Source organism: Pseudomonas sp. WS 5059, assembly GCF_012985525.1.
Lineage (GTDB): Bacteria > Pseudomonadota > Gammaproteobacteria > Pseudomonadales > Pseudomonadaceae > Aquipseudomonas.
The window spans coordinates 1-22,367 of sequence record NZ_JAAQWO010000012.1 but is presented as its reverse complement, the minus strand read 5'-3'; the positions used below and the strand labels follow the sequence as shown (position 1 = coordinate 22,367).

Sequence of the window (22,367 nt, the reverse complement as noted above, 5' to 3'; positions counted from 1 at the left end):
TCACAAGAGAGCCCGATTAGCCTGAGCCATCTGCGTGAACCGACTCCGCTCCTTTGAAAGCGGCAGATAGCTCGACCCCATAATCCAATCACTATGCGGGCGTGCCCATGATTACTCTCAAACTCAACGGTCAAGATCATCCACTGGATGTCACCGAGGACATGCCCCTGCTGTGGGCGATCCGCGACGTGGCGGGTTACAACGGCACCAAGTTCGGTTGCGGCATGGGCCTGTGCGGTGCCTGCACCATTCATATCGACGGCTCGCCGGCGCGCAGTTGCATCACGCCCATCGGCTCGGTCAAAGGGCAGAACGTCAGCACTATCGACAACCTGCATAACGACCCGATTGGCCAGGTGGTGCAGCAGGCGTGGCTGGACACCGCAGTGGCGCAATGCGGTTACTGCCAGGGCGGGCAGATCATGTCGGCCACGGCCTTGCTCAAAACCAACCCCAACCCCAGCGATGCGCAGATTGAAGAGGCGATGGTCGGCAATATCTGCCGTTGCGGCACCTATAACCGCATCAAGACGGCGATCCGCCAGGCCGCGACCCACTTGCAGGAGGCCAAGGCATGAGCCAGTTGCCAAGCAATTTCGCCCTGAACAACCTCAGTCGCCGTGGGTTCCTCAAGGGGGTCGGCGCGACCGGTGCGCTGGTGGTGGCTGCCAGTTGGGGCTTGCCCCAGGCCTTTGCCGCCGAGGCCAAGCAATACGGCGGGGTCGCGATGCCCCACGGGGTGGTCGATGATCCCAAGGTCTATGTCAGCATCGCCACCGACGGCACCGTCACCGTGATTTGCAACCGCTCGGAAATGGGCCAGGGCGTGCGCACCAGCCTGACCATGGTGGTGGCCGATGAACTGGAGGCCGATTGGGCGCTGGTGAAGGTTGCGCAGGCACCGGGCGATGAAGCGCGTTTTGGCAACCAGGATACCGACGGTTCGCGCAGCATGCGCCATTGGTTCGAGCCGATGCGCCGGTGCGGCGCCGCCGTGCGAACCATGCTGGAACAGGCCGCTGCCGAGCAGTGGCAAGTCCCGCTGGGCGAATGCCGGGCGCAGTTGCATAAAGTGATTCACCAGCCCAGCGGCCGCGAACTGGGCTATGGCGCCCTGGCCGCAGCCGCCGGTGCGCTGGCGGTGCCGGCGCGCGACAGCCTGCGGCTCAAGCAACCCTCGGAATTTCGCTATATCGGCAAGGAAGCCACCAAGGCCATCGATGGTGCCGATATCGTCAACGGCCGGGCGGTGTACGGCGCCGACGTGCATTTTGACGGCATGCTGTTCGCGACCATTGCGCGGCCCAAGGTGTATGGCGGCAAGGTCAAGTCGTTCGATGCCAGCGCGGCGTTGAAAGTCCCCGGGGTGATCAAGGTCCTGCAAATCGAAAGCCGGCCCTTGCCCTCGGAGTTCCAGCCATTGGGCGGCGTGGCGGTGGTGGCCAGCAACACCTGGGCGGCGATCAAGGGGCGCGAAGCGTTGCAGATTGTCTGGGAGGACGGCACCAATGCCGGCTACAACTCCATCGATTATCGCAAGACCCTGGAAGCGGCGGCCCTCAAGCCCGGCAAAGTGGTGCGCAATACCGGCAGCATCGACCAGGCCCTGAGCGATGCCGACAGCACCCTCGAAGCCGCGTATTACTTGCCACACCTGGCGCAGTCGCCGATGGAGCCGATGGTTGCCGTGGCCCGCTATCAAGACGGGCAATGCGAGGCCTGGGCCCCGAGCCAGGCGCCACAGGTCACCCGCGAACGGGTGGCCGAGCGCCTTGGCCTGCCGTTCGATAACGTCACGATCCACGTCACCCTGTTGGGCGGCGGTTTCGGGCGCAAGTCGAAACCGGACTTCATCATCGAAGCTGCGGTGCTGGCCAAGGAGTTTCCCGGCAAGGCTGTGCGCGTGCAGTGGACACGCGAAGACGATATCCATAACTCCTACTTCCATACCGTCTCCGCCGAGTACCTCAAGGCCGGCCTGAACAAGGACGGCATGCCTGCCGCCTGGCTGCACCGCACCGTGGCACCCAGCATCACCGCGTTGTTTGCGCCAGGCATGAACCACGAGGCGGCGTTCGAGCTGGGCATGGGTTTTACCAATATGGCCTATGCCATTCCCAATGTGCGCCTGGAAAACCCCGAGGCTGCTGCCCACACCCGTGTGGGTTGGTACCGTTCGGTGTCGAACATCCCCCACGGGTTTGCCATTCAGAGTTTTGTCGATGAACTGGCGCACAAGGCCGGCCAGGATCCGCTGAAATATCAACTCAAGCTGCTGGGCCCGGATCGTCAGATCGATCCGCGAACCTTGAGCGAAGAATGGAACTACGGCGAGTCCCCCGAGCGTTATCCGATTGATACCGCGCGCATGCGTGGCGTGCTGGAAACCGCGGCCAAGGCTGCCGGCTGGGGCCGTGCGCTGCCCAAGGGGCGTGGCTTGGGGCTGGCGGTGCACTACAGCTTCGTAACCTATGTGGCGGCGGTGATCGAGGTCGAGGTCAAGGATGATGGCACACTGATTGTGCACAAGGCCGACATCGCCGTGGATTGCGGCCCGCAGATCAACCCGGAGCGCATCCGCTCGCAGTTCGAGGGCGCGTGCGTCATGGGCTTGGGCAATGCGGTCCTGGGGGAAATCAGCTTTAAGGATGGCAAGGTCCAGCAGGACAACTTCCATATGTATGAAGTGGCGCGCATGTCCCTGGCGCCCCGGGAAATCGCCATACATTTGGTCACTCCAACAGGTGAGGTGCCCTTGGGCGGTGTCGGTGAACCGGGTGTGCCGCCGATTGCGCCGGCGCTGTGCAATGCGATATTTGCCGCCACTGGCAAGCGTATCCGCAACTTGCCTGTGCGATATCAGCTACAGGGCTGGCAGCAGGAGGCGAAGGCCTGATGGACAGCGTGGATCTGAATGTCCTGCGCAGCGTGCTCGAATGGCGCCGCGCCGGGCAGCGGGTGGTGCTGTACAGCGTGGTCCAGACCTGGGGCAGCGCGCCACGGTCGCCGGGGGCGATGCTGGCCCTGCGCGGCGACGGGGTGGTGATCGGCTCGGTGTCCGGTGGCTGCATCGAGGATGATCTGATCGCCCGGCTGCATGATGGCCGCTTGCCTGATGACGGGCCGCCGGTGCAACTGGTGACCTATGGCGTCACCCGCGATGAAGCGGCGCGCTTTGGCCTGCCATGCGGCGGCACCTTGCGCCTGACGGAGGAGCGGGTGGGTGATCCTGCGTGGGTCGCCGAGTTGCTGGCGCGTTGTGAGGCTCATGAAATAGTGGCCCGGGAGTTGGACTTGGCGGCGGGCACCGTGCGTTTGAGCGCGGCGAGCAAGTACGACATTGTCAGTTTTGACGGTGGACGCTTGCGGGCTATCTATGGCCCGCGCTGGCGCCTGTTGCTGATCGGTGCAGGCCAGTTGTCGCGCTATGTGGCGGAAATCGCGCGGCTGTTGGATTTTGAAGTATTGATCTGCGACCCACGCACGGAGTTCGTGCATGGCTGGGAAGAACAACACGGGCGCTTTGTGCCGGGAATGCCCGATGAGGCGGTGCTCAATATCCAGACGGACGAGCGCACGGCCATTGTGGCCCTGACCCACGATCCGCGCCTGGATGATATGGCGCTGTTGACCGCGCTCAATTCCCGGGCGTTCTACATCGGTGCCCTGGGGTCACGGGCCAATAGCCGTAAGCGTCGCGAGAACCTGGCCGTGCTGGGGCTGGGAGCCGAGGCGATTGCGCGGCTGCATGGTCCGATCGGTCTTGATATTGGCAGTCATACGCCGGCAGAGATTGCCTTGTCGTTGATGGCGCACATCGTCGCGATCAAGAACGGCGTAGAGCTGTTGCAAGCGAAACCCGTGCGGGAGGCGGTCAGTTGACGAGCGCCATCACCGCCATTGTCCTGGCGGCGGGGCAGGGCAGCCGGTTCCGCGCGTTAAGCGGTCAGGACAAACTGCTGGCGCCTTGTGTGGGGCGTGATGGGGTGAGGCGGCCGGTCTTGGAGCAGGTGCTGGTCAATTTGCCCGCCAGTGTCAACCGGCGTTGGGTGGTCACATCGCCGGAGCGCAGCGAGGTTGTACGCCTGGCGCGCCATTATGGGTGCGAAGTGCTGCTCCTGGATTCGGCGGGCATGGGCGACAGCATTGCGGCAGCGGTGGCCGCCAGTGGCCCCGCGACGGGTTGGCTGGTGGTGTTGGGGGATATGCCGTTTATCCAGGTGGCGAGTATTGAGCGGGTGATAGAGCGGGTGGAGGGGGTCAGTGTGCCGGTGCATGCTGGCCGGCAAGGCCATCCTGTTGCGTTTGGCCAGGCACTGGGGCCGGTGTTGATGGGGTTGACCGGGGATTGTGGGGCCAAGGCGCTGTTTGCCCAGGCTGAGGTGCGGGAAGTGCCGGTGGATGATCCTGGGGTGTTATGGGATGTGGATGTGCCGCAATCACTGGAATTCAGGTAGGGGCTGGAAGAGCTGCTCGGGGTGTCAGGTATTTATCCGTCATCGTTAACGACCATCGCGGGCAAGCCAGCTCCCACATGTCGCATAAAAAAGCCCCGCCTGAGTGATCAGGCGGGGCTTTTTAGTTGCCGTTGGAATCAGGCGAGGGGTTTAGGCTCGTGCTCTTCTTCCAGGGCTTTGGGGTTGTGCTCTACCACTTCTTCAACGGAACGCAGGTTCTCGTCGATGGTTGGGGCAGTGTGCTCAACTTCTGCTTCGATGGCCGGTGCTTGCGCAACCGCTTCGACTACGGCCGGGGCCGCTGCCGCTGCTTCTTCGGCTTCTTTCTGCAGACGCTCGGCTTCACGCTTGCGACGACGCACTTCACGTGGGTCGTTAGGCGCACGGCCGTTTTCGGTGAGGGCGCTGGCAGGGGCTTCAACCACTGGGGCGGCCACTTCGGCAACCACTGGGGTTTCCACGACCACCGGAGCAGGCTCGGCAATCACAACCGGTTCTGCAACCACCGCAGGTTCGGCGATAACCACTTCAGCAGCCGGTGCTGGAGCTTCTTCTACCGGTGCCGGGGCAGGGGCTTCGGTGACGACGGCTGGCTCGGCAGTCCACTGGAAGGCGGTCTGTTCTTCGCGAACTTCACGCACTTGCGGGGTTGCTTCAGCGGCTGGCGCTTCAACAACTGCTTCGACCACAGGCTGTGGCTCAACCACGATTGCGGGTGCAGCCACGACTTCGGCTTCAGGCTGGGCTTCACGAACCGGTGCAACTTCCACTTCTACAGCCGCTGGCGCTTCAACCACGGTGGTGGCTTCGACAACCGGTGCTTCAACTGCGGCAGTTTCCTGCACGGCAGCGGTGGCACGTTCGGCCTGCTGGTTGGCTTCGGCTTCGGCAGGTGCGCTGATGACCGAGCTGGCAACCGCAGCGGTAACGGCCAGGCCAGCAGCCAGTTCGGTGCTGGTGGGTTCGTTGTTGGCGTTGTCTTCGCTGGCTTCGCCGGTCTCTTCCGAGCCTTCGATCACATTGCCGTTGGCGTCACGTTGACGCTCACGACGGTTGCTGCGGCGACGCTGGCCACGGGAGCGGCGGCGTGGACGATCGCCTTCGGCGTTGTCCTGGCCATCTTCCTGTGGCTGTTCGTCATTGTTCAGCAGTTCTTCTTCGCTGGCTGCGGCAGCCTGCTCGGCACGTGGTTGACGCTCTTCACGCGGCGGGCGTGGGGCGCGCTCTTCACGGGGTTGGCGGGCCGGGCGTTCTTCAGTCGCGACATCAGTTGCTACGGCGGCAACAGCTGGGGCAGCGTCCAACGGTTCACGCAGTTCACGTACACGTTCTTCACGCTCGCCACGTGGCTTGCGATCTTCACGCGGGGCGCGAGGGGCACGCGGTGCGCGTTCTTCACGTGGCGCACGCTCTTCGCGCGGAGCACGTTCTTCACGGGCTACGGCTGGGGTTTCTTCACGGGCTTCGCGCGGCTGGCGCTCTTCACGGGGTGCGCGCTCTTCACGCGGTGCACGTTCTTCGCGAGGCTTGCGCTCTTCGTCGCGGCGACCGTTGCGGTTACGGCTCTGCTGGCGACCGTTGCGACGCTCTTCGTTGCGTGCAGGGCGTTCAGCGGCTGGCTTCTCGACCACGGCAGGAGCTACCGGCTCTTCCTTGGTGGCGAACAGGCTGACCAGCGACTTCACCAGGCCCTTGAACAGGCTTGGCTCCGGCAGGACGGCAGGCGCGGCCACCGGGGCAGCGGCTTCAGTCGGCACCGGTGCGTTGGCACGGGCCGGCGCGGTCTTGACGGCGGCTTCCTGGCGAACCAGGGTGCGGGTCGCGGCGGCTGGCTGGACTTCTTCGACTTCGGCAGCGGCGGCGGCGATTTCGTAGCTGGACTGGCCGCTGTGGGCTTCCGGGCTGTCGTCACGCAGGCGCTGGACTTCGAAGTGCGGCGTCTCGAGGTGATCGTTCGGCAGTATGACGATACGGGCACGGGTGCGCAGTTCGATCTTGGTGATCGAGTTGCGTTTTTCGTTGAGCAGGAAGGCTGCAACCGGGATCGGCACTTGCGCGCGGACTTCGGCGGTGCGGTCTTTCAGGGCTTCTTCTTCGATCAGGCGCAGGATCGCCAGGGACAGCGATTCAACGTCACGGATGATGCCGGTGCCGTTGCAACGCGGGCAGACGATGCCGCTGCTTTCGCCCAGGGATGGACGCAGGCGCTGACGGGACATTTCCAGCAGGCCGAAGCGCGAGATGCGGCCAACTTGTACGCGGGCACGGTCGGCTTCCAGGCATTCGCGGACTTTTTCTTCCACGGCGCGCTGGTTCTTGGCTGGGGTCATGTCGATGAAGTCGATCACGATCAGGCCGCCGATATCACGCAGGCGCAGTTGGCGAGCGATTTCTTCGGCTGCTTCCAGGTTGGTCTGCAGGGCGGTTTCTTCGATGTCGCTGCCTTTGGTGGCGCGCGCCGAGTTGATGTCGATGGACACCAGGGCTTCGGTCGGATCGATCACGATGGAGCCGCCGGAAGGCAGTTCGACCACGCGCTGGAAGGCGGTTTCGATCTGGCTTTCGATCTGGAAACGGTTGAACAGCGGCACGCTGTCTTCGTACAGCTTGATCTTGCTGGCGTACTGCGGCATCACCTGGCGGATGAAGGTCAGGGCTTCGTCCTGGGCTTCAACGCTGTCGATCAGTACTTCGCCGATGTCCTGGCGCAGGTAGTCGCGGATGGCGCGGATGATCACGTTGCTTTCCTGATAGATCAGGAATGGCGCGGAGCGGTCCAGGGACGCTTCTTTAATAGCGGTCCACAGTTGCAGCAGGTAATCGAGGTCCCACTGCATTTCTTCGCTGCTGCGGCCAAGGCCGGCAGTGCGCACGATCAGGCCCATGTCGGCCGGGGCAATCAGGCCGTTCAGCGCTTCACGCAGTTCGTTGCGCTCTTCGCCTTCGATGCGACGGGAGATGCCGCCAGCACGCGGGTTGTTCGGCATCAGGACCAGGTAACGGCCAGCCAGGCTGATAAAGGTGGTCAGGGCTGCGCCCTTGTTGCCACGTTCTTCTTTTTCGACCTGGACGATGACTTCCTGGCCTTCGCTCAGGACGTCCTTGATGTTCACGCGGCCTTCAGGGGCTTTCTTGAAGTACTCGCGGGAGATTTCTTTGAGGGGCAGGAAGCCATGGCGCTCAGAGCCAAAATCGACAAAGGCAGCCTCAAGGCTTGGCTCGATACGAGTAATCCGGCCTTTATAGATGTTGGCCTTCTTCTGCTCGCGTGCACCGGACTCGATGTCCAGGTCGTAGAGGCGTTGGCCATCTACCAGTGCAACACGCAACTCTTCGGGTTGAGTTGCGTTAATCAGCATTCTTTTCATGTTGTACCGTCGGTTTCCGGGCTGCCGGAAACGGCGTTCGGCACACACGACTTCTCACGGTCGGTGTCAGGTGCGTCAAGAGTGGTTGGCCACTCCAGTGTCCAGCAATACTGGCCAATTGGGCTGGTATCGCGACTTACGCGTCCTGCTTGCTGTGGTGACTTAATAAGCACTCAGTCAGGAGGAGGAATCAACCGGCGACTGTGGACGAGATGAAGCGTCTAAATATAAGCCTAGTGCTACACAGTCCGACGGTTGTGCATCTCCACCCTACACGTATCCCTGATAATTCGGGTGCTGCCGCGCGCAGAATCCGCAGCGGGTTGGCATTTACCGTGTTCTCCAATGGGGAGTTCACGCTCATGGCTAATAACAGGCGTTGTTTCCGAAGCATTCGCCGTGGTCTGGTACAAGACTGACTGCACTTTGTGAACTGGCCGTAAATATCGGCGCAAGAGGCGAGTAATCACTCTGCTCCCTGCACTCGCTTCAGGCCTCATGTCACCTGCGCTTGTTACAATCTTGAGCCTTCCAGTATGGCAAGAGCCCCGTAGGACGGCCTCGCGTCCTGATGAATTGCGATGGTCAGGGGCGGCAGTTTGCCGCGAGTCCTCTGTCCAGGCCGCTTTTGGCGGCGTTCGCGACTATAGCAGCAATGATTAAGTGCTTCAATTCCATAAAAAATTGTTATCATTCCCGACATGACGACTACCACCCCCCCGACCCCCAGCGTCCAGCTGCTTGAGGTCTCGCCGGAATATGCCGGCCAACGCATCGACAATTTTCTTCTGGCCAGGCTCAAGGGCGTGCCCAAAACCTTGATTTATCGCATTTTGCGCAAAGGCGAAGTGCGGGTGAACAAGGGCCGGATCAAGCCTGAGTACAAGCTGCAGGCGGGCGATATCGTCCGCGTGCCGCCTGTTCGCGTGCCTGAGCGCGACGAGCCCGTGCCGCTGGCCCAGGGCCTGTTGCAGCGCCTTGAGGCGTCGATTGTCTTCGAGGACAACAAGCTGATCGTGATCAACAAGCCGTGCGGCATTGCGGTGCACGGCGGCAGCGGCCTGAATTTCGGGGTGATCGAAGCCTTTCGTCAGTTGCGTCCGGATGCCAAGGAGCTGGAGCTGGTCCATCGCCTGGATCGCGACACCTCCGGCCTGTTGATGATCGCCAAGAAGCGCAGCATGTTGCGCCACCTGCATACCGCCCTGCGCGGCGATGGCGTGGACAAGCGTTATATGGCGCTGGTCCGCGGCAATTGGGCGTCCTCGATCAAGAGCGTGCGGGCGCCGTTGCAGAAGAGCAACCTGCGCTCCGGCGAACGCATGGTCGAGGTGGACGAGGAGGGCAAGGAGGCGCTGACCCTGTTCAAGGTGCTGCGGCGCTTCGGTGATTTCGCGACTATGGTCGAGGCCAAGCCGGTGACCGGGCGCACCCACCAGATCCGCGTGCATACCTTGCATGCGGGCCACTGCATTGCTGGCGATACCAAGTACGGCGACGAAGGGTTCTCCAAGGAGATTCGTGACCTTGGCGGCAAACGCCTGTTCCTGCATGCCTACATGCTGACGGTGCCGTTGCCCGATGGTGGCGAATTGAAGTTGCAGGCGCCTGTGGACGAGATGTGGGCCAAGACCGTGGAGCGCCTGAGTGTCGCGCCCTGACTACAAGCTGCTGATCTTTGACTGGGATGGCACCCTGTGCGATTCCATTGGTCGGATTGTCGAGTCCATGCACATGGCCTCGACCCGTTCCGGCTTTGAGCTGTGCAGTGACCTGGCGGTCAAGGGCATCATCGGCCTGGGCTTGCCCGAAGCCATTCGCACCTTGTATCCGCAGATCGCTGACAGTGAGCTGGTGGCGTTTCGCGAGCATTACGCCGATCACTACATTGCCCTGGAGGCCGAGCCGTCACCCTTGTTTGAAGGGGTAGTGCAGTCCCTGGCGGCATTTCGTGAGCAGGGCTATCACCTGGCGGTGGCTACCGGCAAGGCCCGGCGCGGCCTGGATCGGGTGCTCAAGGCCAATGGCTGGGAAGATTATTTTGATATCACCCGCGCCGCCGATGAAACCGCAAGCAAGCCTCACCCATTGATGTTGGAGCAGATCATGGCCCATTGCGGCGTGTCTGCCCGTGAGTCGTTGATGGTGGGCGATGCTTCGTTCGACCTGCTGATGGCGCGCAACGCCGGCATGGACAGCGTTGCCGTCAGCTATGGCGCACAGTCCCCCGAAGCCTTGCAGGCTTACGAGCCGCGACTGACGATTGACCGGTTTTCGCAATTGCACGCCTGGCTCAACCAGGCCCGTTAAGTTTTTGCTGGGGTAGATGGCATGACCGATGAGTGGAAAGCACCGACCAAGGCCGGTGCCGACAATGGCGATGATAAAAGCTGGAAACTGCTGGAAAAAACCCTGCTGGCGGGCGTCCAGGAGCAGCGTCGCGCCCGGCGCTGGGGGATCTTCTTCAAGCTCCTGACCTTTACCTACCTGATTGGCATGCTGGTGTTGTTCAGCCCTTTGGTGGATATGGAAAAAAGCGCCGCCCGCAGTGGTAGCTACACCGCGCTGATCGAGGTGCGTGGGGTGATTGCCGACAAGGAGTCCGCCAGTGCCGACAATATCGTCAGCAGCCTGCGCACGGCCTTCGAGGATCCCAAGGTCAAGGGTGTGGTGCTACGCATCAACAGTCCGGGTGGCAGTCCGGTGCAGTCGGGCTATGTCTATGACGAGATCCGTCGCCTGCGCGCGCTGCATCCAGAGACCAAACTGTACGCGGTCATCTCTGACCTGGGTGCCTCGGGTGCCTATTACATTGCCAGCGCCGCCGACCAGATCTACGCCGACAAGGCCAGCCTGGTGGGCTCCATTGGCGTGACGGCGGCCGGCTACGGGTTTGTCGGGGCCATGGAGAAGCTGGGGGTTGAGCGGCGTACCTACACCTCGGGCGAGCACAAGTCTTTCCTTGATCCGTTCCAGCCGCAAAAGGCTGATGAAACCCAGTTCTGGCAGAGCGTGCTCGATACCACTCATCGCCAGTTCATTGCCAGCGTCAAGCAGGGGCGCGGTGAGCGGCTCAAGGATAAAGAGCATCCGGAGTTGTTCTCCGGCCTGATCTGGTCCGGTGAGCAGGCGTTGCCGCTGGGCTTGATCGATGGCCTGGGCAGTGCCAGTTCGGTGGCGCGGGATGTGATTGGCGAGAAGGAACTGGTGGATTTTACCGTCCAGGAGTCGCCGTTCGATCGCTTCTCCAAGCGACTGGGTGCCAGTGTGGCGGAGAAATTGGCGCTGTATATGGGCTTCCAGGGGCCGACCTTACGCTGAGCTCGCGATTGGCGTAGCCCAAAATGTGGGAGCGGGCTTGCTCGCGATGGCAGTGGATCAGTCGGTACATATTTGGCTGATCCGCCGTAATCGCGGGCAAGCCCGCTCCCACATTGGGTTTTGTGGTGCTTTCAGGGGATTTGCACGCCTTCGGCCAGCAGCATGTCCACCAGGCGAATCAGCGGCAGGCCGACGAGGCTTGTCGCATCCGGCCCTTCGGTGCTTTGAAACAGGCTCACCCCTAAACCTTCGGCCTTGAAGCTGCCGGCGCAGTCGTAGGGCTGCTCGATCCGCAGATAGCGTTCGATCTGTGCCGGGTCCAACTGGCGCATCGTGACGGTGAAGGGGATGCAGTCCACCTGGCAATGCCCGGTGTCGCTATTGAGCAGCGCCAGGCCGGTCAGGAAGCTGACCTGCCGGCCGCTGGCCGCCAGTAATTGCTCGCGGGCCTTTTCAAAGGTGTGGGGCTTGCCGATGATCTGGCCATCCAGCGCTGCGACCTGGTCCGAGCCGATGATCAGATGCCCAGGGTGGCTGCCGGCGAGGGCGCGGGCTTTTTGCTCGGCCAGGCGCTTGACCAGGTCGGCTGCTGGCTCGTTGGCGTGATGGCTTTCGTCGATATCCGGCGAGCTGCAGATGAACGGCAGGTGCAGGCGGTTCAGCAGTTCCCGGCGATAAACCGAGCTGGAAGCGAGTAATAAAGGCAACATGTGGCTCTCCTCAAGGCAGTCGCGGATTCTAGCGAGCGGACAGTCTGGCGCACAGGGCTGAATTTCCTTTGACATGGGCGGGTGCATCCCTATAATGCTGCGCCTATGTTGAATGACCCGATTCCACCTCACGTTGACCCGCGCAAATTGGCTGATCGTGGCACCACCCTCCAAGGTGAAGTGTTGCTGGCCGATTTGGAGAGACTCTGCGACCCGCTTTCCGACAATGTCGGTACGGTGCAGGCTAAATTCGTTTTTGAGCGAGATGAACGTAAATCTGTGGTAATCCACAGCTTTATCGACACCGAGGTCAAAATGGTTTGCCAGCGTTGTCTTGAGCTGGTCACCCTGCCGATCCACAGTGAATGCAGTTATGCTGTGGTGAAAGAGGGTGCGAATACCCAGTCGTTGCCGAAAGGTTATGACGTGCTGGAACTGGGCGAAGATCCTTTGGATCTGCATGCACTGATCGAGGAGGAGCTTCTGCTCGCCTTGCCCATTGTGCCTGCTCATCATCCGGAAGAATGCCAGCAGCCGGCGGGGCTCGATGACGAGTCCGAACCGAGCGAGGACGAGGTAACGCGGTCCAACCCGTTCAGTGTATTGGCGCAGTTAAAGCGTGACCCAAACGTTTAGGAGTTAATCAATTATGGCTGTTCAGCAGAACAAAAAATCCCGCTCTGCCCGTGACATGCGTCGTTCGCACGATGCCCTGACGGCAAGCACTCTGTCTGTAGAAAAAACCACCGGTGAAATTCACCTGCGTCACCACGTATCGCCAGAAGGCGTATACCGTGGCCGTAAAGTGATCGACAAGGGCGCTGACGAGTAATCACTTGTCTGCTCAAGTCATCGCGATTGACGCAATGGGCGGGGACTTCGGTCCCCGCAGCATTGTCCAGGCATGCATTGCCAGCCTGTCTGCTACGCCCTCGCTGCACCTGACCCTCGTCGGTCAACCCTCCCTACTTGAAGAACTGATTGCCAGCCATGCGGCTGTGGATCGCGCGCGCCTGACGATAACGCCGGCCAGCGAAACCATCGGCATGGATGAAAAGCCGGCCCAGGCCCTGCGTGGCAAGCCTGACTCCTCCATGCGCGTGGCCCTTGAGCTGCTGCGCGATGGCAAGGTCCAGGCTTGTGTCAGTGCCGGCAATACCGGGGCCTTGATGGCCTTGTCCCGCCATGTGCTGAAAACCCTGCCGGGCATTGATCGACCGGCGATGGTTGCGGCGATCCCGACGCAGCGTGGCTATTGCCAGTTGCTGGACCTGGGGGCGAATGTCGATTGCAGCGCCGAGCACCTGCTGCACTTTGCCCTGATGGGCTCGGTCGCGGCCGAAGCGTTGGGCGTGGTGCGGCCAAGGGTGGCCTTGCTGAACATCGGCACCGAGGACATCAAGGGTAACCAGCAGGTCAAGTTGGCCGCCAGCCTGTTGCAACAGGCGCGGGGCTTGAACTACATCGGGTTCGTCGAAGGCGATGGGTTATATCGTGGCGAGGCCGATGTGGTGGTTTGTGACGGGTTTGTCGGAAATATCCTGCTTAAGTCCAGCGAAGGCCTGGCTACGATGATTGCTGCGCGGATCGAGGCGTTGTTCAAGCGCAATCTGGCTTCGCGGCTGGTGGGTGCCCTGGCGTTGCCGTTGATGCGGCGCTTGCAGGCGGACCTGGCCCCGGCGCGGCATAACGGCGCAAGCTTCCTCGGTCTGCAGGGTATTGTGGTAAAAAGCCACGGTTCGGCGGGAGTCCAGGGTTTTCAGAGTGCCATTGCGCGTGCGCTGATCGAGATCCAGGAGAACCTTCCGCAGCGCTTGCATGGCCGTCTTGAGGATCTGTTGCCTTAGGCGAATCGGGCCGGGAATGCTTAAATGTGACCGGCCAGTTCAATTGACCATCCAATCTGTCAGTTTCTTGCGCTCCCAGCTGTGGGGCGTCAATTCACCGACGACCAGATCATTAGGGGCTTGTTACATGTCTACATCCCTCGCATTCGTCTTTCCAGGGCAGGGTTCGCAGTCCCTCGGCATGTTGGCCGAGCTGGGCGCGCAATACCCGCTAGTCCTGGAGACATTCAAGGAAGCGTCTGCTGCCTTGGGCTACGACCTTTGGGCATTGACCCAGGACGGGCCGGAAGAACTGCTCAATCAAACCGATAAAACCCAGCCGGCCATCCTGACGGCTTCCGTCGCGCTGTGGCGCGTTTGGCTGGCCGAAGGCGGCGCACGTCCGGCTTTTGTTGCCGGTCATAGCCTGGGCGAATACAGCGCCCTGGTCGCGGCAGGCAGCCTGACCCTCGCTGAGGCGGTCAAACTGGTAGAGCGCCGTGGCCAACTGATGCAAGAAGCGGTTCCAGCCGGGCAGGGCGGCATGGCCGCGATCCTGGGCCTGGACGACGCCGTGGTGATCGAAGCCTGTGCCGAAGCGGCCCAGGGCGAAGTGGTCAGCGCGGTGAATTTCAATTCCCCAGGCCAGGTGGTGATCGCCGGTGCCAAGGCTGCGGTTGAGCGTGCCATCGAAGGCTGCAAGGCCCGCGGCGCCAAGCGTGCGTTGCCACTTCCGGTCAGCGTGCCGTCCCATTGCGAGTTGATGCGCCCGGCGGCCGAGCGTTTTGCCGAGTCCATCGCAGCCATCAACTGGCAGGCACCGCAGATCCCGTTGGTGCAAAACGTCAGCGCCGACGTGGCGCCGGACCTGGAAACCCTCAAGCGCGACCTGCTGGAGCAACTGTACAAGCCGGTACGCTGGGTTGAATCAGTCCAGACCCTGGCCGCCAAGGGCGCTACCCAACTAGTTGAGTGTGGTCCGGGTAAAGTCCTGGCCGGCCTCAACAAGCGCTGCGCCGAGGGCGTGTCGACGTCCAACCTCAATACCCCGGATGGCTTCGCCGCCGCCCGCGCCGCATTGGCCTGAACTAAGGAGAAGCCTGCATGAGTCTGCAAGGTAAAGTTGCACTGGTTACCGGCGCAAGCCGTGGCATTGGCCAGGCGATTGCCCTGGAACTGGGCCGTCAGGGCGCGGTAGTGATCGGAACTGCCACGTCCGCCTCGGGCGCCGAGCGTATCGCCGCAACCCTCAAGGAAAACGGCGTGCAGGGTACCGGCCTGGAGCTCAACGTGACCAGTGATGAGTCCGTGGCTGCTGTTTTGGCCCAGATCACTGCACAGTTCGGAACACCGGCCATTCTGGTGAACAACGCCGGAATTACCCGCGACAACCTGATGATGCGCATGAAAGACGACGAGTGGTACGACGTGGTCGATACCAACCTGAACAGTCTGTTTCGCCTGTCCAAGGGTGTTTTGCGCGGTATGACCAAGGCGCGCTGGGGCCGAATTATCAATATTGGCTCCGTAGTGGGTGCCATGGGCAACGCAGGCCAAGTAAACTACGCCTCTGCCAAGGCCGGCCTGGAAGGTTTCAGCCGTGCCCTGGCGCGTGAAGTCGGCTCGCGGTCGATTACGGTCAACTCGGTGGCTCCAGGGTTTATCGATACCGATATGACCCGCGAATTGCCTGAAGCGCAACGTGATGCGTTGCTGACGCAAATTCCGCTGGGCCGTCTGGGCCAGGCCCAAGAGATCGCCAATGTGGTCTCTTTCCTGGCATCTGACGGTGCGGCATACGTGACTGGGGCTACAATCCCGGTGAACGGCGGGATGTACATGAGTTAAATTGTGACGGATCGCTTCAAAAAAATGTCATACGAGCTGTCTAAAATCCGTTATAAAGCTGCAATCTATTTATAGACAGGTGGTCGGTAGGGTACGAGGGTGAAGCTTTCAGTTGAAAAGCTGAAAAGCCTTTCTATACACTTACCCACTGGCCAGCTGCCTGAATTTGTCCATTAGGAGTGAAAACAAGGTATGAGCACCATCGAAGAGCGCGTCAAGAAAATCGTTGCCGAGCAACTGGGCGTTAAAGAAGACGAAGTGAAAAACACTTCTTCCTTCGTTGAAGACCTGGGTGCCGACTCCCTTGACACCGTTGAGCTGGTGATGGCTCTGGAAGAGGAATTCGAGACCGAAATCCCGGACGAAGAAGCTGAAAAAATCACTACTGTTCAAGCTGCTATCGACTACGTTACTAGCCACCAGGCGTAATAGTTTGTAATCGTCGCTTGCTGTCATGGAAAAACCGCACTGCTATAACGGCGTGCGGTTTTTTCTTTAGCTCTGATGAAAAATGAGCTTTGAAACAAAGTGTCGTCATTAGAAAAAGGAGAGTGCTGTGTCGCGTAGACGCGTCGTAGTCACCGGTATGGGTATGTTGTCGCCACTGGGTACGGATGTGCCGAGCAGTTGGCAGGGCATTCTGGCTGGCCACAGTGGTATCGGTCTGATTGAGCATACGGACCTTTCTGCCTATTCCACCCGTTTTGGCGGCTCGGTAAAGGGCTTCAATGTCGAGGAATATCTCTCGATCAAGGAATCCCGCAAACTCGACCTGTTCATTCAATACGGCCTGGCAGCCGGTTTTCAGGCAGTGCGTAATGCTGGCCTGGAAGTCACCGATGCCAACCGTGAACGCATCGGCGTGGCCATGGGTTCGGGTATTGGCGGTCTGACCAATATCGAAGAAACCAGCCGCACGCTGCACGACTCCGGCCCTCGTCGAATCTCACCGTTCTTCGTCCCGGGCTCGATCATCAATATGATTTCCGGCTTCCTGTCCATCCATCTGGGTGCCCAGGGGCCTAACTACGCCATTTCCACAGCGTGCACCACGGGCACTCACTGCATCGGCATGGCGGCGCGCAATATCGCCTATGACGAGGCTGACGTGATGATCGCAGGTGGTGCCGAAATGGCCGCCTGCGGCCTGGGCATGGGCGGCTTCGGCGCGTCCCGTGCGCTGTCGACGCGCAATGACGAGCCGACCCGTGCCAGCCGTCCGTGGGACAAGGGCCGTGATGGCTTTGTACTGTCCGACGGTGCCGGTGCCCTGGTCCTCGAAGAGTTGGAGCACGCCAAGGCCCGTGGCGCGACGATCTACGCCGAGCTGATCGGTTTTGGCATGAGTGGCGATGCGTACCACATGACCTCGCCACCCGCCGATGGCGCGGGCGCTGCGCGTTGCATCAGCAATGCCCTGCGCGATGCGAAGATCAACGTCGACCAGGTACAGTACATCAACGCCCACGGCACCTCGACGCCAACTGGCGACCTGGCGGAAGCCCAGGCCATCAGGTCGGTGTTCGGCGAGCACGCCTACAAGCTGGCGGTCAGCTCCACCAAGTCCATGACCGGTCACCTGCTGGGTGCGGCTGGCGCGGTTGAAGCGATTTTCAGTGTGCTGGCGATCAAGGACCAGGTCGCGCCGCCGACCATCAACCTTGATGAGCCGGATGAAGGCTGCGACCTGAACTTCGTGCCTCACGAGCCGCAGAAAATGCCGATCGACGTGGTGCTGTCCAACTCGTTCGGTTTTGGTGGTACCAACGGTTCCCTGGTGTTCCGCCGGTTCGCCGAGTGATGCACTGCTGGGTCGACGGTCAGCCAGCGGACGCAGTGTCGCTGAAAGATCGCGGCCTGGCCTACGGCGATGGTTTGTTTGAAACCATCGCGGTCAAGGCCGGGCAGCCCGTGCTGCTGGATCGTCACCTGCAACGCCTCGACGAGGGCTGCAGGCGCCTGGCGCTTGCGGTGACCCCGGATCTGATCCGCAGCGAGGTGCTGGCTTACGCGGCAGCCCTCGGTGACGGCGTTCTCAAGTTGATCCTCACCCGTGGCGATAGCCTGCGCGGTTATGGCATCAATGCAGGCGCCCCAGCGCGGCGTATCCTGCAAGGCAGCCCGCCTGCCGCCTATCCCCAGGCTCATGGTTCATCCGGCATACGCCTGTTTCCCTGTGCCACCCGTTTGTCCGAGCAACCCTTGCTCGCAGGTCTCAAGCACCTCAATCGTCTCGAACAGGTCCTGGCCCGCGCCGAGTGGCAAGATGCCGATCACGCGGAAGGATTGATGCTGGATATGTCCGGGCGCGTCATCGAAGGTGTGTTCAGCAACCTGTTCCTGGTGCATGCCGGCCAACTGCTGACGGCCGACCTGAGCCGCTGTGGCGTGGCCGGCGTCATGCGTGCCGAGTTGCTGGCCAGTGCCGAGGCGCTGGGCATTGTCACCACGGTTGCCGATATCAGCCTTGCGCAACTGCAACAGGCTGATGAAGTGTTCGTCTGCAACAGCGTGTATGGCATTTGGCCGGTGCTTGGATGTGGGCCAATGAGCTGGTCGGCCGGGCCACTCACCCGTAAACTGCAGGGCATTGTTCGCGCGCTATTGGGTGTTTGATTTGATACGTAAAATTGTATTGCTGCTGGAGATCGGCCTGGTCCTGGCGGGTTTGCTCCTGGGCTTTTCGGCCTGGAAGCTGGACTCGGCCTTGAAGCAGCCGCTGAATCTGTCCCAGGAGCAATTGCTGGATGTAGCCGCTGGCGCGACCCCTACGGGTACTTTCAATCGCCTGGAAAACGACGGCGTGCTTGAGGATGCCTTCTGGCTACGCCTCTACTGGCGCTTCAATCTTGATGGCCAGCCCCTGCACAGTGGCGAGTACCGCATGACGCCCGGCCTGACGGCCCAGGGCCTGATCGGCCTGTGGCAGCGCGGCGACGTGGTGCAGTACAGCCTGACCCTGGTGGAAGGCTGGAACTTCCGCCAGGTGCGCAGTGCCTTGGCCAAGCATGAAAAAATCGAACAGACCCTGGCGGGCTTGAGTGACACTGAGGTGATGGAAAAAATCGGCCATCCCGACGAATTCCCTGAAGGGCGGTTCTTCCCCGACACCTACCGTTTTGTGCGCGGCATGACCGATGTCGAGTTCCTGAAGAAAGCCTACAACCGCCTGGACGAGGTGCTGGCCCAGGAATGGCAGCGACGCGCCCCGGACGCGCCCTATACCGATCCCTACCAGGCGCTGATCATGGCGTCGCTGGTCGAGAAGGAAACCGGTGTGCCCGAGGAGCGTGGGCAGATTGCCGGGGTGTTTGTGCGGCGCCTGAAGATCGGCATGCTGCTGCAAACCGACCCCACCGTGATCTACGGCATGGGCGAGCGCTATAACGGCAAATTGACGCGCGCGCACCTCAAGGAAGCCACGCCCTATAACACCTACATGATCAGCGGCCTGCCGCCGACGCCAATTGCCATGGTCGGCCGCGAGGCGATCCATGCCGCGTTGAATCCGGTGCCGGGCAGCAGCCTGTATTTCGTGGCCCGAGGCGATGGCAGCCATGTTTTTTCCGACAGCCTGGATGCCCATAATGCCGCCGTGCGCGAGTACCAACTCAAACGTCGCGCCGATTATCGCTCCAGCCCTGCGCCGGCTGCACCCGCGACCGTTGAGCCTGCCGCGCCCGCCGCTGCGCCCACGCAAAGCCCGCAATGACTCTGACTAAGGACTGCCTGTGACTGGCTTGTTTATTACCCTGGAAGGCCCGGAAGGCGCCGGCAAGAGTACCAACCGTGAATACCTGGCCGAACGCTTGCGGGCCGAAGGGATCGAGGTGCTGCTGACCCGCGAGCCTGGCGGCACGCCCCTGGCGGAAAAAATCCGCGAGGTGCTGCTGGCCACTGGAGACGAGGTCATGAACCCCGACACCGAGCTGTTGCTGGTGTTTGCCGCACGTGCCCAGCACCTGGCCGAGGTGATCCGCCCGGCCCTGGCCCGTGGCGCGGTGGTGATCTGCGACCGTTTCACCCCGACGTTGTTTTTTCAGGGTGTAGGATGTAAACGTAAACCTCAACCTATGAAATCCCCGTCCCTCTTTGCTCTAACCTGCGAAAACAGGGCCTTCTGAGCGTTTCCTACCGTCCCCCCGACCACGTCAGCACCGCCAGAAACCAAAAAATGTACACCTAGCTGCTTTCAGAGCTTTCGAGCATCAGAATGTAAACGCGTTTTGAGGCAATCCAGGCACTTTTGTCCCTGCGGGTTTTCGCAAAATGTAAACATCGCGTCGCTACCCCAAATCTAGGGCGCTCGCCCAGCCGATTGCTGTTGGCAGCGAAATAGCTTCAGTTCCCAGCTATGCACCCGTCTCTGAATGGCGGCAACAGCCCATCCTGCCTCGCTCAAAGCACCTAGCCATCACGCCTTTCTGCGGAATTATCCTAGTCGGTTCAACCGCCGCAGTTCGCTAAACGCTTGATGCCCGAGCAGCAGCGACTGAACCGCCGCCGTATAGCGCGAAAGGCGTCGATTTAAGGCTTTGACGCAGAAGCGTCATGAGAGGAAAAAATGTTCGAAACGCTGCCTATGCATCAATTGTTGTCCGAGGACGAGGATCTCAACGCGTGGAATATGGTGCTGCTAAAACAGCTTTGCCAATGGTTTTACGTCACCGTCAGCAATTTCAACACTGAGGGATCGCATCTGGGCACGTGGATGATGCTGATCACCGATCCGCTAGTTTTCAGCCAGGTCATCCATCAGAAATCAGAGACCATGAGATACGGGAATGTGTATCTCCTGATGCCGATTGGAGAGCCTGGCTCATTGGAGATGGGTTGGGACTATTCTCGGCTAATCGCGATGAAAGAATTCGATCCAGGAAATGGAGATGCCTCCGCCTACGCCTACCTCACCATCGATGTCGCTTGGTAAGATGCTCGTTTGGAAGAGATGAGGAACGTGGAGGGCTGCGTGGTGTATGAGTCGCCTGATAGTGAGGAGGTCTCGGCAGCGGCGCAGGTGAGTGATGACTACATAGCTGGTTTAGCGAAAGAAGTTTTCAGCATGGCCTGCGAGCTACATGGTGGCGACATGCGTGCTGCTGCCGCTTGGCTACAAACTCCGCTGCTGGCAATTGGTAACCTCGCACCTATTGACATCAAAGATGTCGGACCTGCCGCGCCTGAGAAATGCGATCGGTAAGAGAATTAGCGATATCATTTAGTGAGATTGCTATGTTTGATTCCCCTAAATTTATTATGGCCAATGCTCCGGATCTTTTAGAGCAAATCGTGATGGCTGTTATCTCTCATGGCACCTTTGGATACTTTCAGCTGAAGAGCTTGGTTTCGAGCCCGCGGCTTGCTGAGTATTGGATTCAAGATTTGAATACCTATGGGTTAGTGGATGAGCAAATCGCCATGTTGGTCTATTGTTCATGGTTGCATAGCCCGATCGTTTCTCTTTACTGACGATAAAGACACTGATCTCATGTGAAGCGCAGGGCAGTCGATAGGGGTAGAGGTTGAAAATAGCGCCTTCTACTAAAATCTCTTCCGCCACGAAAACGTGAAAACCGCTACTCATTGTATAGTCGTAACGCGAAAATTTTGCGTAACATATGTAGTGTTACGCAAAAACATCGCGTTACGAAAATAGCAATCTGCGGAATCGTTGTGCGTGAGTACCTTTGCAGCTTGCCAGAGGGCATTCTCAGGCTGCGTTATCGAGCATCTGCATTGCAATCCAGCGCTCGCCTGGCAACGTCAAAGTGAACTGCCTCACTGAACATGCGGCTGAGCCTGTCGCTGGTCATGTTCATTGCGATGATGCGATTCTCTGTAACTCGTGCAACGTTGAAGGTGGCAAGCAAGGATGGCAAGTCAAAAAGGTCGACTCAGGCCAGGAAAATGCAAAGTGGTGTTCTTCGATTTGGAGTTTTACGTTCCTGAGAAGAGGCGCACAGCATCGGGTTTCTGCTACAACCCATGGGACAAGGATTGCTGGTTCATCGGCGGCTCATTCCTTGTGGCTAACCCAGAACGGGACTTTTGCATCGCAAAATCCGAAGTCCTTAAAAAGACCAAATCCTTCTGGCTCTGGGAGCATGCGACAGAGAAGGAGATGCTTCAGCATATCTATGCCTTGCTCAAAACAGCATGTGACCAGGTGAAAAACGCCCACGATGGTGCGGTGTCTGCAATTTTGTGCGGGATCGGAATTACCTCCTCAGACGTTCCGATTCTGTTCGAGCTGTTCAAACGCTTTCATATCCTTTCGAATCAGGAAGCCTTCGCGCTCCAAAACAGTTTTCGAGTCGTAGACCTATCCCAGCTCGTCATCGGGACGTTCATCAACCCTAGCAACTTCTTATATCCAAAGTCCAAAAATCACATTCTGAATAAATACATGTACGGGACGAAATTCGAGCCAGGCGAAAGCGTTTGGCAGCTCTATGAGGCTGATAACTATGCTGAGATTCAGAGCCGCGTGCTGGATGAAGTCCATTCCATCCATAAGTGCTACGAGTTGATTCAGTCAGAGTTTGAGTGGTTCAAGAAGCTTGAGGCTAGGAATAAAAGGCTGGAGAGGCTTCTGAGCAAGGTCAGAGAAGCTGCGACTGAGGCTTCCTCTGAAGGCTGAAGCCGCTGACTGACGTAAATAAAGCATCCAGTGAACATACCGTCAGTATTCTGGTATTGGAGGTAGTGGGTGAATCGCCCCGGGTTTCCTAGACACTCTCCAGGCTCGCTGCGTAACGCTTTTCAAACTCTACCGGTGACAGCTGATTGTTGAAACTGTGGCGTCGTTTTGGGTTGTAAAACATCTCGATGTAATCG

Annotated in this window: 22 protein-coding genes and 1 pseudogene; 20 read left to right on the top strand and 3 right to left on the bottom strand. The window is 59.9% G+C overall.

Annotation, left to right across the window (positions count from 1 at the left end; all coding sequences use genetic code 11):
* Nucleotides 1-107: 107 nt before the first annotated feature.
* From HBO12_RS26930 to HBO12_RS26915, 4 genes are read left to right on the top strand one after another with little or no spacing between them, the layout of a single operon-like run.
* Entirely contained in the window at nt 108-578 is a 471-nt protein-coding gene (locus tag HBO12_RS26930) for a (2Fe-2S)-binding protein (RefSeq protein ID WP_076964157.1), read from the top strand.
* Nucleotides 575-2,896 carry a xanthine dehydrogenase family protein molybdopterin-binding subunit gene (locus tag HBO12_RS26925; protein ID WP_170043761.1) on the top strand — a complete coding sequence of 774 codons (2,322 nt, stop codon included), beginning with the start codon at nt 575-577 and terminating at the stop codon, nt 2,894-2,896. Before HBO12_RS26930 ends, HBO12_RS26925 begins: the two co-directional genes overlap by 4 nt.
* Nucleotides 2,896-3,882, top strand: coding sequence for an XdhC family protein (locus tag HBO12_RS26920; protein WP_170043760.1), 987 nt, complete (start codon nt 2,896-2,898; stop codon nt 3,880-3,882). Before HBO12_RS26925 ends, HBO12_RS26920 begins: the two co-directional genes overlap by 1 nt.
* Entirely contained in the window at nt 3,879-4,457 is a 579-nt protein-coding gene (locus HBO12_RS26915; protein WP_178123824.1) for a nucleotidyltransferase family protein, read from the top strand. The genes HBO12_RS26920 and HBO12_RS26915 overlap by 4 nt, the downstream gene beginning before the upstream one ends.
* A 137-nt stretch (nt 4,458-4,594) precedes the next feature.
* Here the strand turns inward: HBO12_RS26915 and rne are convergent, their stop codons facing one another.
* Nucleotides 4,595-7,825: a ribonuclease E gene (gene rne, locus HBO12_RS26910; protein ID WP_169955206.1), complete on the bottom strand. Its 3,231-nt coding sequence runs from the start codon at nt 7,823-7,825 to the stop codon at nt 4,595-4,597.
* A gap of 701 nt (nt 7,826-8,526) precedes the next feature.
* On the opposite strand from rne, the gene rluC reads away from it, so the two are divergent.
* From rluC to HBO12_RS26895, 3 genes are read left to right on the top strand one after another with little or no spacing between them, the layout of a single operon-like run.
* A complete protein-coding gene (gene rluC / locus HBO12_RS26905; protein WP_005790558.1) occupies nt 8,527-9,486 on the top strand; it encodes a 23S rRNA pseudouridine(955/2504/2580) synthase RluC in 960 nt (319 codons plus the stop codon).
* The gene (locus HBO12_RS26900; RefSeq protein WP_170043759.1) at nt 9,473-10,135 is read left to right on the top strand and encodes an HAD-IA family hydrolase; all 663 of its coding nucleotides are present in this window, start codon (nt 9,473-9,475) and stop codon (nt 10,133-10,135) included. Before rluC ends, HBO12_RS26900 begins: the two co-directional genes overlap by 14 nt.
* Before the next feature lie 21 nt (nt 10,136-10,156).
* Nucleotides 10,157-11,146: a S49 family peptidase gene (locus HBO12_RS26895; protein ID WP_169955208.1), complete on the top strand. Its 990-nt coding sequence runs from the start codon at nt 10,157-10,159 to the stop codon at nt 11,144-11,146.
* 131 nt (nt 11,147-11,277) lie between these two features.
* On the opposite strand, the gene HBO12_RS26890 is transcribed toward HBO12_RS26895, so the two are convergent.
* Nucleotides 11,278-11,856 carry a Maf family protein gene (locus HBO12_RS26890; RefSeq protein WP_170043758.1) on the bottom strand — a complete coding sequence of 193 codons (579 nt, stop codon included), beginning with the start codon at nt 11,854-11,856 and terminating at the stop codon, nt 11,278-11,280.
* A gap of 105 nt (nt 11,857-11,961) precedes the next feature.
* Between HBO12_RS26890 and HBO12_RS26885 the strand changes: the two genes are divergently transcribed.
* From HBO12_RS26885 to HBO12_RS28525, 13 genes and pseudogenes are all read left to right on the top strand, one after another.
* The gene (locus HBO12_RS26885; RefSeq protein ID WP_029299696.1) at nt 11,962-12,492 is read left to right on the top strand and encodes a YceD family protein; all 531 of its coding nucleotides are present in this window, start codon (nt 11,962-11,964) and stop codon (nt 12,490-12,492) included.
* A gap of 13 nt (nt 12,493-12,505) precedes the next feature.
* Nucleotides 12,506-12,688, top strand: a complete 183-nt coding sequence (gene rpmF / locus HBO12_RS26880; RefSeq protein WP_008152339.1) for a 50S ribosomal protein L32 — start codon at nt 12,506-12,508, stop codon at nt 12,686-12,688.
* A 4-nt stretch (nt 12,689-12,692) separates the two neighbouring features.
* The gene (gene plsX, locus HBO12_RS26875; protein WP_169955210.1) at nt 12,693-13,703 is read left to right on the top strand and encodes a phosphate acyltransferase PlsX; all 1,011 of its coding nucleotides are present in this window, start codon (nt 12,693-12,695) and stop codon (nt 13,701-13,703) included.
* Nucleotides 13,704-13,830: 127 nt separating this feature from the next.
* Entirely contained in the window at nt 13,831-14,769 is a 939-nt protein-coding gene (gene fabD, locus HBO12_RS26870) for an ACP S-malonyltransferase (protein ID WP_170043757.1), read from the top strand.
* Nucleotides 14,770-14,786: 17 nt separating this feature from the next.
* Nucleotides 14,787-15,530, top strand: a complete 744-nt coding sequence (fabG, locus tag HBO12_RS26865) for a 3-oxoacyl-ACP reductase FabG (protein ID WP_169955212.1) — start codon at nt 14,787-14,789, stop codon at nt 15,528-15,530.
* Nucleotides 15,531-15,722: 192 nt separating this feature from the next.
* Nucleotides 15,723-15,959 (top strand): acyl carrier protein, encoded by a 237-nt coding sequence (acpP, locus tag HBO12_RS26860; protein ID WP_076964148.1) that lies wholly within the window; start codon nt 15,723-15,725, stop codon nt 15,957-15,959.
* A 127-nt stretch (nt 15,960-16,086) separates the two neighbouring features.
* A complete protein-coding gene (fabF, locus tag HBO12_RS26855) occupies nt 16,087-17,331 on the top strand; it encodes a beta-ketoacyl-ACP synthase II (RefSeq protein ID WP_169955213.1) in 1,245 nt (414 codons plus the stop codon).
* A complete protein-coding gene (gene pabC, locus HBO12_RS26850; protein ID WP_170043797.1) occupies nt 17,331-18,146 on the top strand; it encodes an aminodeoxychorismate lyase in 816 nt (271 codons plus the stop codon). The genes fabF and pabC overlap by 1 nt, the downstream gene beginning before the upstream one ends.
* A gap of 1 nt (nt 18,147) precedes the next feature.
* A complete protein-coding gene (gene mltG / locus HBO12_RS26845) occupies nt 18,148-19,242 on the top strand; it encodes an endolytic transglycosylase MltG (RefSeq protein ID WP_170043756.1) in 1,095 nt (364 codons plus the stop codon).
* Nucleotides 19,243-19,261: 19 nt separating this feature from the next.
* A pseudogene (gene tmk / locus HBO12_RS26840) lies at nt 19,262-19,582 on the top strand (dTMP kinase); the annotation flags it as partial.
* Nucleotides 19,583-20,094: 512 nt separating this feature from the next.
* Entirely contained in the window at nt 20,095-20,460 is a 366-nt protein-coding gene (locus HBO12_RS26835; RefSeq protein ID WP_170043755.1) for a hypothetical protein, read from the top strand.
* Nucleotides 20,461-20,762: 302 nt separating this feature from the next.
* Entirely contained in the window at nt 20,763-20,999 is a 237-nt protein-coding gene (locus HBO12_RS26825; RefSeq protein WP_170043753.1) for a hypothetical protein, read from the top strand.
* Nucleotides 21,000-21,447: 448 nt separating this feature from the next.
* Nucleotides 21,448-22,170, top strand: coding sequence for a hypothetical protein (locus HBO12_RS28525; RefSeq protein ID WP_346343199.1), 723 nt, complete (start codon nt 21,448-21,450; stop codon nt 22,168-22,170).
* A gap of 88 nt (nt 22,171-22,258) precedes the next feature.
* Here the strand turns inward: HBO12_RS28525 and HBO12_RS26815 are convergent.
* The coding region (locus HBO12_RS26815; protein WP_138762977.1) for an IS3 family transposase at nt 22,259-22,367 on the bottom strand (109 nt) is incomplete at its 5' end.

Excerpts from the sequence above, each read along its gene's own strand:
- HBO12_RS26920 (WP_170043760.1), top strand. The coding sequence starts at position 2,896 with ATGGACAGCGTGGATCTGAATGTCCTGCGCAGCGTGCTCGAATGGCGC.
- HBO12_RS26925 (WP_170043761.1), top strand. The coding sequence starts at position 575 with ATGAGCCAGTTGCCAAGCAATTTCGCCCTGAACAACCTCAGTCGCCGT.
- fabD (WP_170043757.1), top strand. The coding sequence starts at position 13,831 with ATGTCTACATCCCTCGCATTCGTCTTTCCAGGGCAGGGTTCGCAGTCC.
- pabC (WP_170043797.1), top strand. The coding sequence starts at position 17,331 with ATGCACTGCTGGGTCGACGGTCAGCCAGCGGACGCAGTGTCGCTGAAA.
- acpP (WP_076964148.1), top strand. The coding sequence starts at position 15,723 with ATGAGCACCATCGAAGAGCGCGTCAAGAAAATCGTTGCCGAGCAACTG.
- HBO12_RS26885 (WP_029299696.1), top strand. The coding sequence starts at position 11,962 with ATGTTGAATGACCCGATTCCACCTCACGTTGACCCGCGCAAATTGGCT.
- rluC (WP_005790558.1), top strand. The coding sequence starts at position 8,527 with ATGACGACTACCACCCCCCCGACCCCCAGCGTCCAGCTGCTTGAGGTC.
- HBO12_RS26835 (WP_170043755.1), top strand. The coding sequence starts at position 20,095 with ATGTTCGAAACGCTGCCTATGCATCAATTGTTGTCCGAGGACGAGGAT.
- HBO12_RS26890 (WP_170043758.1), bottom strand. The coding sequence starts at position 11,856 with ATGTTGCCTTTATTACTCGCTTCCAGCTCGGTTTATCGCCGGGAACTG.
- rpmF (WP_008152339.1), top strand. The coding sequence starts at position 12,506 with ATGGCTGTTCAGCAGAACAAAAAATCCCGCTCTGCCCGTGACATGCGT.
- rne (WP_169955206.1), bottom strand. The coding sequence starts at position 7,825 with ATGAAAAGAATGCTGATTAACGCAACTCAACCCGAAGAGTTGCGTGTT.
- fabG (WP_169955212.1), top strand. The coding sequence starts at position 14,787 with ATGAGTCTGCAAGGTAAAGTTGCACTGGTTACCGGCGCAAGCCGTGGC.
- HBO12_RS26895 (WP_169955208.1), top strand. The coding sequence starts at position 10,157 with ATGACCGATGAGTGGAAAGCACCGACCAAGGCCGGTGCCGACAATGGC.
- HBO12_RS26825 (WP_170043753.1), top strand. The coding sequence starts at position 20,763 with ATGTTTGATTCCCCTAAATTTATTATGGCCAATGCTCCGGATCTTTTA.
- HBO12_RS26930 (WP_076964157.1), top strand. The coding sequence starts at position 108 with ATGATTACTCTCAAACTCAACGGTCAAGATCATCCACTGGATGTCACC.